The sequence below is a fragment of the Synechococcus sp. H55.9 genome, from assembly GCF_047462355.1.
In the GTDB taxonomy this organism is placed as follows: Bacteria; Cyanobacteriota; Cyanobacteriia; order Thermostichales; family Thermostichaceae; genus Thermostichus.
The window spans coordinates 13,321-25,030 of sequence record NZ_JANSJB010000019.1 but is presented as its reverse complement, the minus strand read 5'-3'; the positions used below and the strand labels follow the sequence as shown (position 1 = coordinate 25,030).

13 protein-coding genes and 1 pseudogene are annotated in these 11,710 nt (G+C 58.7%); 7 read left to right on the top strand and 7 right to left on the bottom strand.

Features of this window, described 5'->3' with window-relative positions:
• Nucleotides 1-208 (top strand): hypothetical protein (locus NW857_RS04440; RefSeq protein WP_414368061.1); only part of this gene is annotated, 208 nt, incomplete at its 5' end.
• Nucleotides 209-317: 109 nt separating this feature from the next.
• Here the strand turns inward: NW857_RS04440 and NW857_RS04435 are convergent.
• Both NW857_RS04435 and NW857_RS04430 read right to left on the bottom strand, forming a co-directional pair.
• Entirely contained in the window at nt 318-719 is a 402-nt protein-coding gene (locus NW857_RS04435; protein ID WP_414368059.1) for a YraN family protein, read from the bottom strand.
• Nucleotides 720-752: 33 nt separating this feature from the next.
• Complete coding sequence (locus tag NW857_RS04430) at nt 753-875, bottom strand: hypothetical protein (RefSeq protein ID WP_414335069.1); 123 nt, start codon at nt 873-875, stop codon at nt 753-755.
• Nucleotides 876-1,266: 391 nt separating this feature from the next.
• On the opposite strand from NW857_RS04430, the gene NW857_RS04425 reads away from it, so the two are divergent.
• Nucleotides 1,267-1,890: a TMEM165/GDT1 family protein gene (locus tag NW857_RS04425; RefSeq protein WP_414335070.1), complete on the top strand. Its 624-nt coding sequence runs from the start codon at nt 1,267-1,269 to the stop codon at nt 1,888-1,890.
• Between the two features lie 227 nt (nt 1,891-2,117).
• On the opposite strand, the gene NW857_RS04420 is transcribed toward NW857_RS04425, so the two are convergent.
• The 3 genes from NW857_RS04420 to mgtE form a co-directional block, all read right to left on the bottom strand.
• Nucleotides 2,118-2,819, bottom strand: coding sequence for an MgtC/SapB family protein (locus tag NW857_RS04420; protein ID WP_414335071.1), 702 nt, complete (start codon nt 2,817-2,819; stop codon nt 2,118-2,120).
• Nucleotides 2,820-2,853: 34 nt separating this feature from the next.
• Complete coding sequence (locus NW857_RS04415; RefSeq protein ID WP_414336799.1) at nt 2,854-3,051, bottom strand: hypothetical protein; 198 nt, start codon at nt 3,049-3,051, stop codon at nt 2,854-2,856.
• A 104-nt stretch (nt 3,052-3,155) separates the two neighbouring features.
• Nucleotides 3,156-4,523 (bottom strand): magnesium transporter, encoded by a 1,368-nt coding sequence (gene mgtE / locus NW857_RS04410; protein ID WP_414336797.1) that lies wholly within the window; start codon nt 4,521-4,523, stop codon nt 3,156-3,158.
• Between the two features lie 765 nt (nt 4,524-5,288).
• On the opposite strand from mgtE, the gene wecB reads away from it, so the two are divergent.
• The 4 genes from wecB (at nt 5,289) to NW857_RS04390 (ending at nt 9,913) form a co-directional block, all read left to right on the top strand.
• The gene (gene wecB, locus NW857_RS04405) at nt 5,289-6,416 is read left to right on the top strand and encodes a non-hydrolyzing UDP-N-acetylglucosamine 2-epimerase (RefSeq protein WP_414335074.1); all 1,128 of its coding nucleotides are present in this window, start codon (nt 5,289-5,291) and stop codon (nt 6,414-6,416) included.
• Between the two features lie 110 nt (nt 6,417-6,526).
• Nucleotides 6,527-7,096: an ureidoglycolate lyase gene (locus tag NW857_RS04400; protein WP_414336795.1), complete on the top strand. Its 570-nt coding sequence runs from the start codon at nt 6,527-6,529 to the stop codon at nt 7,094-7,096.
• Between the two features lie 651 nt (nt 7,097-7,747).
• The gene (ftsZ, locus tag NW857_RS04395) at nt 7,748-8,872 is read left to right on the top strand and encodes a cell division protein FtsZ (protein WP_414335080.1); all 1,125 of its coding nucleotides are present in this window, start codon (nt 7,748-7,750) and stop codon (nt 8,870-8,872) included.
• 69 nt (nt 8,873-8,941) lie between these two features.
• Nucleotides 8,942-9,913, top strand: coding sequence for a D-alanine--D-alanine ligase (locus NW857_RS04390; protein ID WP_414335076.1), 972 nt, complete (start codon nt 8,942-8,944; stop codon nt 9,911-9,913).
• Nucleotides 9,914-9,932: 19 nt separating this feature from the next.
• Here NW857_RS04390 and NW857_RS04385 read toward each other — a convergent pair whose 3' ends face one another.
• Nucleotides 9,933-10,424, bottom strand: a complete 492-nt coding sequence (locus NW857_RS04385; RefSeq protein WP_414368056.1) for a hypothetical protein — start codon at nt 10,422-10,424, stop codon at nt 9,933-9,935.
• 159 nt (nt 10,425-10,583) lie between these two features.
• Between NW857_RS04385 and bchM the strand changes: the two genes are divergently transcribed.
• Entirely contained in the window at nt 10,584-11,249 is a 666-nt protein-coding gene (bchM, locus tag NW857_RS04380; RefSeq protein WP_414335078.1) for a magnesium protoporphyrin IX methyltransferase, read from the top strand.
• Between the two features lie 206 nt (nt 11,250-11,455).
• Here the strand turns inward: bchM and NW857_RS04375 are convergent.
• Nucleotides 11,456-11,710, bottom strand: a pseudogene (locus NW857_RS04375) (HEAT repeat domain-containing protein); the annotation flags it as partial.

The following is an 11,710-nucleotide window of genomic DNA, read 5'->3' as shown; positions in this document are numbered from 1 at the left end:
CAGCTTGGAGGAGCTATTTCGCTACTGGGATCGAGAAGTTCCCATCGCCGTTGTAGATCGAGAAGGGCGCTTCAAGGGCGTAGTGGAACAAGCGGAGCTGTTTTCGGTGGTCGGTCGTCTGGGCCAATCTTGTATCCCATCCAAGGCCTACGGCCCGCTAGCGCGAACGGAAAGGGATCCGGGGGAAGACTCTCTTTTCGCGGTCTAACTAACCATGATCTTCCTGGCCAGAAAAAAATAGGCCAGGGCCGCCACACATCAGCCACTTGGATGATCCTATTGAGGCCGGTAGTCTTGACAAGCAAGGTGAGTTGGCCTCAAAAAATCTCAAAAGCTGCTTCCAGGTAATCAACCAACACATAGCTTGCCCCTTCTTGAGAGGGCCGGCGCTCTATCAAGGCGACATCAAAGCGGCAGGACAATTCGCAAAAGTGAGGATGCTGACTCAAGAAGGCCTGGGCAGCTCGGATCAAGCGTCGCTGCTTGGGGATCGCAACCGCCAAAAGCCCACCTTGATCCCAGCTACCGGGGCTGCGGGTTTTCACTTCTACAAAAATCAGCACATCTGCTCTGTGGGCAACCAGATCCAACTCACCCCAACGGCAGCGCCATTGCTGAGCCAGGATCTGCCAGCCTTGCTGACACAGATATTGCCGCACCCAGCCCTCTCCAGCATCGCCTGTATTCTGGCGGGAAGCTCTTCTGGGCAAGGGATCCATGAAAAAATACCAAGAAAAAACCAGTGCTCAGCTCTAGTGGGCGGAGCCATTGCCGTGATATTTGTCGGTGTCGTAAAAGCCGTTGCGGGTGCCGAAGTAAAAACTTGCCAAAGAGAGGGCAAGAGCAACCCCCACCAAGACTAGCTTTGCATCCACGTGGTCTTCTCCTGATTTTTTCTTGAACCGTGACCATGATAACCTGTCTCTCCTGCATAGTTGCGGGAAGCAGCATCAACATCGGCAAGGCACGGCATGTCAGGGATCCCAAAGGGCTACGGGCGCGAACGGAGAGCTTTTCTTGATGAGCTGAGCATGCTACCATTCAGGCTGGAAAGGGAGTAGTCAGGCGGCTTACCGCCCTCTGCATCGACATACTGGCTGAAAACAGCCCGGTGCAAGAGACAAGGCAAGCAGAGGATCTTGCTTTGGTGACGAGACTTTCACTGAGTTCACGCGGAGGTGAGCTTGGTGAGTCCGTCTGACTTCTCCAGCCTTCGCCTCCGGGTGTGAGCCAATTCCACACACAAGAGAGGTTGGAGGCTAAACAATGTGGGCTGGTTTTGCGTCCAGTTTGTTATTGGTCACGGTAGCGGAATTTGGGGACAAGACCTTTTTTACCCCCCTGATTCTGGCTATGCGCCACCCGCGCCGCTGGGTTTTTTTGGGAACGTGGCTGGCTTTGGCCGCTATGACCTTGCTGGCGGTGGTGGCCGGGAAAGTGCTTTTTAAGCTGCTGCCACCCCTGGGTGTGCGAGTGCTATCGGCTGGAGTTTTCGCGGCTTTTGGACTAAGAATGCTCTGGCAAGCTTACCAAATGACTCCCCAGCAGGAGAAGGAAGAAGAGAAAGAAGCCCTCAGACTGGTGGAGCAAGCCGAAGCAAAAGGCGCTGGCCACGGCGGGGCTTGGGCTGTTGTGTGGGAGGCCTTTAGCCTGACCGCCTTGGCCGAGTTCGGGGACAAAACTCAGATTGCTACCGTTTCTTTGGCAGCCACCCATCCGGGATTGAGTGTCTGGGCAGGGGCCACCCTCGGCCATGGGCTGATGGTGGGGTTGGCGGTGGTGGGTGGTCGCTTCTTAGCAGCCCACATCTCTGAACGGGCTGTGCATTGGGTGGGGGGCGGCTTGTTTCTGCTGTTTGCGTTGGTAACCAGTTGGGAATTGTTAGGGTAAACGATTGTAGTTATTTCAAATGGTCATGAAACAGTTTGTTGCGTCAGTGAAGCGGAGCACCGAGGAGTGTAGTCGGGTTTGAAATAACCACAACTATAGGATCTGCTTCCGCTTGGACTACAAAATCTCCTCTCGCCTCATATCCCAAGGGTCCGCTCTGTGTTGAGCTGGTCACATTCTGCCTTTTGGCTATAGAACTTCCATGAAGTCGGGAGAAAAAGTTCGGATTATCCAAATTCCTGTTCGATGATCCGCCAGCGGGCAGTAATCACTCCTGGCTCTAAGCTGAGGCGGCTGACAACCTGTTCTAGAGCCTGGTCATCGCGGGTTTGAGTAACCAGCTCCGCTTCGACTTTAACGAGGTCGGGCTTGTTCTCCAGATCTTCGCTGTAGAGAGCTCGCAATTTGAGATGGGAAGGGGCTATGCCCTGCAGCAGCAGAGCGCGCAGGTGGGCTTCCGCATGGCTTTTGCAAATAAATGAACACTCATAGACCAGTTCCAGTTCTGTGCCTTTGAGGGGCTGCTGGTTGATGCGGTAGCCCAGGGGGCGCAGCAGAATATTGGAAATCAGCACAGCTCCTGCCCCAATAGCGGCTTGGGGAATATACCCCGCCCCGGCAAAGGCTCCCACGGCAGCCGCACACCAGATGGTGGCAGCGGTGTTCAAGCCGCGCACGCTGGCCCCTTCTTTGAGGATGACGCCCCCGGCCAAAAAGCCGATCCCCGACACCACCTGGGCAGCAATGCGGGTCGGGCTGCTTTCATCAGGAGTGAGAACTGAGAGCATGACAAACAAGGCTGAACCGGTGGCCACCAAGGTGTTGGTGCGCAGGCCGGCCATGCGCTGCCGCCACTGTCGCTCCAACCCGATGAGGGATCCCAAAATAAAAGCAACCGTTAGGCGGAAGGTGAAGTCGATCCAGGTCATAGGTCAGGCTCCAGTTCTCGTGGAGGAGTGAGGGCTAGTCGGCTACATCTGGGATCCCAAGGGCTTTGGCCGCCTGTTCCAGAGCCTGCCAGAGGGTTTCCAGTTGAGCAAAGGCCACTTCTGGGGCCAGCTTACCACCTGTTTCTAAAGCGCAGGTTATGCTGACTCGATGGGCGTAGCGCTGCAGCAGCAACCGGAACTGAGCTGTGGTGGAAGGAGCTTTCAAGGTCATGGCACACCTCCTGAACGAATAATCGGATTCAATCTCAAACCAGCTCCCCCAGGCCGGGGGTAGCCTGGGAGCCGAAGTTGGACTGCAAGGGGAAAAGAGCGGCCTCAGAGCTCGACTTCAACGCCGACCAGCCAAGCTACCAGGGTGAAATACACCCAGAGACCGGTGAAGTCTTTGATGGTGGTGATGAAAGGGTCTGCCCCGGGAGCGTGGTCAAAGCCCAGCTTTAAGAGGATCCAGGGCAGAATCGCTCCCAGAAAAGCTCCCAAAGTCAACACAATGGCCATAGATAGGCCCACTGCGAGACCCAACTGTGGGATCCCATTGGGTGCTCCCTGCCAGAAGTAAGCAATCACCCCAGCCGCAACCCCTAGAATGACACCAATAATGCCGCCAATACTGGCTTCTCGCAGCAAGTAGCCAAGAAACTGCTTCACGTTGATATGGCCCCAGGCGAGACCACGGGCAAAGATGGTGGTGGATTGGGTGCCAACATTGCCGCCCATATCCATGATCACCGGGATGAAAACAGCCGCCGCTGTAACTGCCTGCAACACTTCCTCAAAGGTTTCAATCACTCCCCCCACCAACATGCCGCCGATCAGGGTGATGATCAAAAAAGTGAGGCGCAAACGCACAGAATACCAGCGGGATCCCTTGACCAGCCGCTCGCTCCACACCTTATCGCGGCTGAGCAAGCTAGCCACCCCGGCCTGGGCCAAAGCCGCATCCGTAGCCTCCTCTTCCACCAAGTTGATCACATCCTCAAAGGTGATATCCCCCACCAAGCGCCCTTCGCTGTCTACCACCGGAATGGCCGGCAAGCCGGAATCCTTAAGCAGGCGGGCTGCTTGCAAATCTCGATCGGTAACCCGAGCAACAATATCCGATCCTTCGATCAGCTCCCGAATGGGTAGGTCGGGATCCACTTTCACCAGCCGCACGGTGCGCACCAGACCTTTGTAGAACCGCTGGTCATCGACCGCAAAGATGACATCCAGCTCGTCGTCCCCCAGTTGGGAGTCGCGCACGCTGGCCAAAGCCGCCCCGACGGTGAGGGTATCGCGCACCGCCAAGTAGCGCAGGTTCATCAGCCGACCGGCACTGCGCTCCGGGTAGTTCAGCAGGATATTCACGGCTTCACGGGCTTCTGGGCTGAGGTTGGCGATCAGCCGCTTGGTAACTTTGGCCGGCAGCTCCTCAAATAGACGCACCCGCTCGTCTGGGGGTAGGGCTTCCACCAGCCGGATCACCTCTGGGTCTTCCATGCTGCGGATGAGATCGGCCTGTTCTTCGGGCCGCAGATACTCAAATACCGCCATAGCTTTGTCTTTTTCCAACAGGCGAAAAGCCAAAACCCGCTGCCGTGGAGAAATCTCCATTAACTGCTGCACCAGCTCGGCAATAGGGGCACGATTGGCCGCTCGCTTGGCGGCTTCCAAAGAGGCGGGAGAGAGAAGATCGCGAAGCATGTTTTGCCGCATAACAAACCTCCGAAGGTTGAAGTTAGCCGGATAAAAGACCCGGAGGGCAACGGCCAACTCGTGCTCCAAAGCTCATGGGAGCCCTGAAGCTGAACGCCTCACAAAACCTTAGACCCGACTCGAAGCCCAAAAGCCCAAGTCGATAAAAGGGATCCCCTGGCCCACGAACACCTACAAAAGCCAAAGCCAGGGGAAGTCCCCTTTGAAGCACTCCTGATTTTCCCTTTTCCGATGCTCAGGTCGAGCTCTGCTCAGCCCATCTGTTCGTCGCCGACCGAGAGAGCCACCCAAGCCAGAAGCTATTTGAGAAAGCTCTCCTGCCCCTTCGCGTTGGCGAAACGGGATCCTCTCAAGCGACGACTGAAGCTGTCAGCGGGAAAAAGGAAGACACCAGTAGGATGTAGGTCTCCAAGGATTTGATCCCCGAAGAGCGATCCTTGCCGGCCAGTGCTACAACTGCCAGAAGCGTCCATGGTGTTGAACGTTTTCCTCCAAGAAAGTTGAACCGGAACAACCCGGACAGCCTGAAGAGGATCTCTTCAGCCCTTTTTAGGCTAGTTGCCAAAGGGGGATCCCGTCAACCTTTTTCTGTCCGGCATATCCGGTGAACGATCAGCGGAGTGGCTGGGGAGCTAAGATCGGGGTAAGTGAACAAGAGAGCACAACCTCTTCCGGGTTCTGCTCCCAGCCTGACTGAGCAAAATCCCTATCCTGGCGGCTTGTGAGCTTGGGGAAACCGCTGCCCATAAACCTATGGCCACCCTTCCCCTGGTTTCTGTGATCTTGGGCACGCGGCCCGAAGCCATCAAGCTGGCCCCGGTGATCCAAGCCCTGCGCGCCAGTCCCCATCTGCGCACCGAGGTAATCTTGACCGGGCAACACCGGGAGATGGTGGATCAGGTGATGCAACTTTTTGGCCTGCAGGCGGATCGGGATCTAGGGATCATGCGTCCCCGCCAAAGCCTGACCGATATCACCGAAGCCACCCTGCGCGGCCTTGAGCCTTATTTTCAGGAGCGCCAGCCCCAACTGGTTCTGGTGCAGGGCGACACCACCACCGCCTTCGCTGCTGCTCTGGCCGCTTTCTATCAACGCATCCCGGTGGGGCATGTGGAAGCCGGCCTGCGCACGGATGATCTCTACCATCCTTTCCCCGAAGAGGCCAATCGCCGCCTCATCTCCCAGTTGGCCAGCCTGCACTTTGCCCCCACCCCCCAGGCGGTGGAGAACCTTAAGCGCAGCCACGTGGTCGGCTCCATTTACTGCACCGGCAACACCGTCATCGATGCCCTGCTGCAGGTGGCCTCCCTCGGGCTCCCCTGTCCCATCCCTGGCCTGGACTGGGAGCGCTATCGGGTTTTGTTGGTTACCGTGCACCGGCGGGAAAACTGGGGGGATCCCCTCACAACCATCGCCAAGGCCCTGCTGCAACTTTTGGCCGAGTTCCCCGATACCGCCCTTCTGTTGCCCCTCCACCCCAACCCGGTGGTGCGGGATCCCCTGCAGGCCCTGTTGGGATCCCGGGAGCGGGTTTTTCTCACCGATCCCTTGGACTATCCCTGCTGGGTGAGCGCCATGCAGCGCTGCACCTTCATTCTCAGCGACTCCGGCGGCATTCAAGAAGAGGCGCCAGCTTTGGGCAAACCGGTGCTGGTGCTGCGGCAAACCACCGAACGCCCGGAAGCCGTTGCCGCCGGCACCGCCCGCCTGGTGGGCACCCACCCCGAAAAAATCCTGCAGGCGGCCCGAGAATTGCTCACGGATCCCCAGGCCTATGCCCGCATGGCTCAAGCCCAAAACCCCTTCGGCGACGGCACTGCCGCCCGGCAAATTCACCACATCATCGAGCGGTGGCTTAACTCGCAAGGCCCCAAAAAATAAACAGGAACTGAGGAAGCCCAGACCGTTACTGGGAAAACCGTTTCTTTACCTGTCGCTTTTATTAAGATGGCCAGTTAAATGGACTCTGAAGCGAACAAAGAGCAAGAACCATGAGCACAACTGCCACCACCGTTGTCCGGGTGCCGATTGTGGAGGCAACCCCTGAAAATGTGCGGCCCTTTGGCCAACTGCTGGGGGACGATGTAGCCCATCCCGGGTTGGGGATCCCTTTTTATCAGGGGCGTGTTTTAGAAGGGCAGAACATTGACTTTCAATACACCGGCAAGGCCGTTATCCGTACTGCTAAGATCCTGCCCGGCTACCCGCCTGTGCTCTGGTTGGAGCGCCACCTGCGCATGACCCAGTTGTTTGTCGGCCTGGGGCAGGAGCCGTTCATCATGGTGATGGCTCCCCCCAACCATCCCAAAACCCTCCCCGATCTCGACAAAGTGCAAGCCCTGCGATTCCCCCCTGGGCACGGGCTGCTGCTGCACCGCGGCACCTGGCACGATTTCCCCGTCGCCGGCGAGCGCCCCGTTGTCGTGCTGACCGCCAACTCCGAAGAAGTGGTAGAGGCCCTGGCCAGCATGACGACGGCCCAGGAAATGGATCAGGGGGACGTGTTTAAAATTTCCCTGCCCCAGCGGCTGAACGCGGAGATCCATTTGCAGCCGCTCTAAGCCTATGGGCGGATCCCTGACGGCAACCCCCCCACTGACTCTTTCGGCGCGGAAGCCCTCGGGTAGTTTGCAGAATACCCAAACCTCAGCATTAAAAATCGGCAAAAATTGGCGATTGGTCTGCCAGGCTCTAATTGGGAGGGGTGAGTATTATCGAATACTCTGAAAAGAAAACGCAAGGTTAGCTTTTAGGCAAGCGCAAGCTCGGCTCTGACCGAAGCGCGCTGGGGGCAACAGTTTGCCCTAATTTGGGCTCTACCTACTAGGTGTTCGGGAATACATACCCTTCGATAGGAACCTCGCTTGTACAAAAGAGGAAGCTTAACTGCGAGAGAAGATTCATAGGCAAAGTACGAAAGCTGCATCCGCCTATGAAGATCCACAAACGTCTTCACCGTTGGCATCGGGGGAGAGTTGCCTTATATTAAATCAGCTAGCATGTTCAATATTTGCCAGAATTAAGCTATCTTGAGGGCTGACATGCCATCCAACAATTGGTCGGACTTCCATCCCCCCAATCCTGGGCAGGGTTTGGAGCAAGCCCAGTCAACGCCTTCCCCCTGGAGTGAGCGCTACGTGGGGGAGGACTCTCAGGTCGAGTACGAGAGAAACGGAGCCCAGACCAAGGCGGCGGATCATCCAGAGGAGAACATGCCGAGCAATGCCGCGAAAATTAAGGTGGTGGGCGTAGGGGGGGGAGGTGGCAACGCGGTCAGTCGGATGGCGGCCAGCAACCTCAAGGGTGTTGAGTTTTGGAGTATCAACACGGATGCTCAGGCCCTTGCGCAGTGCTCGACATCAACGGTGAGCCGTCTGCAAATCGGGCAAAAGTTAACCCGCGGGCTGGGGGCAGGCGGCAACCCGGCCATTGGTCAGAAAGCCGCCGAAGAGTCCAGCGAAGAAATTGCAGCAGCTCTCAAAGGGGCAGATTTGGTCTTTATCGCCGCCGGCATGGGAGGGGGCACAGGGACAGGGGGAGCGCCTGTGGTTGCCCAGATTGCCAAGGCCAGCGGCGCCCTGACGGTGGGGGTGGTGACGCGGCCTTTTTCCTTTGAGGGCAAGCGGCGCACCAAGCAGGCCGAAGAAGGGATCCAAGCGCTGCAGGAGGCGGTCGATACCCTGATCGTGATCCCCAACGACAAGCTGCTCTTGGTGATCTCCGAGCAAACTCCTGTGCACGAGGCTTTTCGCGTCGCGGACGATGTCTTGCGTCAGGGGGTGCAGGGCATCTCCGACATCATCCTCATCCCCGGCATGATCAACGTGGATTTTGCCGATGTGCGCAGCGTGATGGCCGATGCTGGCACCGCCCTGATGGGCATTGGCATGGGATCCGGCAAGTCCCGCGCCCGCGAAGCCGCCATTACCGCCGTGTCTTCTCCCCTACTGGAAACTTCCATTGAGGGGGCCAAGGGCGTGCTCTTTAACATCACCGGCGGGCTGGATCTGTCATTGCACGAGGTCACAGTAGCGGCTGAGATCATCGCCGAGGCAGTGGATCCAGAAGCCAACATCATCTTCGGCACCGTGCAAGACGAGCGTATGCAAGGGGAGGTGCGCATCACCGTCATCGCCACCGGTTTTGACGGATCGCGGGCCGCCGCCAGCGCTTCTGCACCCAAAGCCTCTGTCGCCAACAAGGTGGGGGTGGGGACGCGCAAGCCCACCTTTCCTAGCCCTGAGCCATCGCCTCGGCAGCCCCCTGAGCCTGAGCCCCCTGCTTCCGGGGGCTTGGACATTCCCGAGTTTTTGCGCCGCCGACGTCCTCCTTCGTAGGTTAGAGTAAGGGGATGCGGCTATCCTGGTGCCGGTTGCTGAGAGTGGGGAGTGCTTTGGGGTTAAGCCATGAACATTGTTGTCTTGGCAGGGGGTCGTTCGGCAGAACGTCAGGTTTCTTGGGTAACGGGCAAAGCCTGTAAGCGGGCTTTGGAAGATTTGGGCCATCGGGTGAAGCTGATCGACCCGGAGGAGGATCTGCCGCTGCGCCTTTGGCAGGAACGGCAGGCCGGCTGCGACTTCGTCTGGATTGCCCTGCACGGCCCCGGCGGCGAGGATGGGGTGGTGCAGGGGATGCTGGAGTGGCTGGGCCTGCCCTACCAGGGATCCGGGCCGTTGGCCAGCGCTCTGGCCATGGACAAGCTGGTGTCCAAGCAGATCTTTCGCGGCGCAGGGATCCCCACCCCTGAGTGGCTGGTCTGGGATGAAGCGCAACCGCTCTCCTGGGCCGAGTGCGTGGCGCACTTGGGATCCCCGCTGGTGGTGAAGCCCAGCAACAACGGCTCGACGGTGGGGATCAGCATTGTCCAGGATGAGAGGTCATTTGCTCAGGGGCTGGAGTTGGCCAGCTCGGTCTCCTCGCGGGTCTTCCTGGAGCGCTACATTCCCGGCAAGGAGATCACCCTCTCCATCCTCTCCGGCCAGGTTCTCCCGGCGATTGAGATCATCCCCGCCCAGGGGGATTTTTACGATTATGAAGCCAAGTATGCCCCCGGCGGCTCGCGGCATTTGATCCCCTGTTCCCTCACGGGGTCAGGATTGGCCCGCTGCGAGGCGGCAGGGCTGAGGGCCTATCAGGTGTTGGGATGTGAGGGCCTGGCGCGGGTGGATCTGCGGGTGGATGCCGACGAGAACCCCTGGGTGCTGGAGGTGAATACGTTGCCCGGCATGACCCCCACTTCGCTTTGCCCTGATGCGGCAGCGGCGCTGGGGTGGACGTTTACGGAGCTGGTGGAGCGGATGCTGCAGGATGCCCTGCAAAGGGCGGCTTCGACTCGCCCAGCCCCGTCTGGATCCCGGCCTTCACCACAGCCGGCTTGATCCCCAGCCAGGCTGCTTTCTAGAGAAAGAAAAGGAGCAAAACCGCCCCCCCCATCCCGACCATCAGCACCGCCGGCCACAGCCAGGCAATAGGGGATCCGCCTTTGCCAGCAGCTTTCTTGTCGGCAGCCTTTTCTCTGGGCTCAGGCTGGGGGCCGGCGGAATCGGGAGCAACCAGCGTCGGATCCTGCAGCAGCCGATTGCTTTGTTTTTCCAGCACGAGCGTGGTCTCCTCAGCACCCAAGAGAGGATCCCGCAGCGGCTCGGTTTGCTGCCACTCGTATTCGGAATGTCCCGAGGTGCGTCCATAGACCGTCACCTGCTCCAGGCCGGATAGGCCAAATGCCTCCAGCGCGGCTCGCACCTGTTGGGTGAGATGGGGGTAGTCGAGCTGGGTTTGCGGGGAGCGGTTGAGGAGAACGTGCAAATGGCCCTGGCGACGTTTGACGGCAATTTTGACAGGGACAGCCAAGCTGGCCTGCAACGCCTGGGCAATCTCAGCTTCCGTCATTGAGTTTTATTCCGGTGAAGGCAAGTTAATTCTAATACAGGCATGGGACAGGCGCTGGGAGTGGCGGCAGCGGCTTCGGGGTAAAATGTAATCCGCATCCCTAATCTGCCCGCCCAGGAGTGATTCCCCGGCAGATCCCGGCATACAACTAGCAGTCTTATGCAAGAAAAAGCCATCGTCCGCAACTATTTCAACACGGTCGGCTTCGAGCGCTGGCGCCGCATTTACGGCAACGAGGAAGTCAATTTCGTCCAAAAAGATATTCGACTGGGCCATGCCCGCACGGTCGAGACGGTGTTGCAATGGCTGGGGGATCCCTCCGGTTTGCGCATTTGCGATGCCGGCTGCGGGGTGGGCAGCCTTAGCTTGCCTTTGGCCGCCCGCGGGGCGCAGGTGTTCGCCAGCGACATTTCCGAGCAAATGGTCAACGAAGCGCGTCGCCGCCAACAGATGGAGCTGGGATCCACAGACAACCCCCAGTTTCAGGTTTTGGATTTGGAGGAACTGACGGGGGAGTACGATGTCGTCGTCTGCCTGGATGTGATGATCCACTATCCCGAAGCCGACGCCCTGCGCATGCTCAGGCACCTGACCGGACTGGCCAAGTCTCGTCTGCTCTTCAGCTTTGCTCCCAAAACTCCCTGGCTGACGCTGCTGAAGAAAGTGGGGGAGTTTTTCCCCGGCCCCAGCAAGACCACCCGCGCCTATCAGCACCGCGAGGCGACGCTGGTGGGCCACCTTGCCGAGTGGGGCTGGAAAGTGCAACAACGGCAAACCATTCAAAGCCGCTTCTACTTTGCCTGGCTGCTCGATCTGGTGCGCTGAAGCCGTCGCCCAGTTACAGTCGTTTCCAATGGCAATGAAACCGTTCGTTGCCTCGATCCCTAACTCCCCTCTCCCTGAGGGAGAGGGGCTGGGGGTGAGGGCTGACTCCCTGAGGGAGAGGGGCTGGGGGTGGTCGCGTTAGCGGCGCGGAGCGCTTGGGCTGACTCCCTGAGGGAGAGGGGCCGGGGGTAGTCGTGTCAGGTAGCTTACTTAAGGTTATCCAGTTGCTCCGGCAAGTCGGGATCCGCTAATTTTAGGAGGGCAAGCCGCGCATCGTCCCGCACTCCCCAATCGGGATCGCGGCTGGCGCTTGTCAGCAACTGCCTTTTCAACATCGCGTAAACGGTGGGATCCTCGAGAGCCAATTTCACCTGTTGCCCGAGGATCCCCAAGCTCCAGGCACAGTTGCCGCGGACTGCCGCCACCGGATCGTGGGCCAAACCCCGACAGAGGGCTGCCGC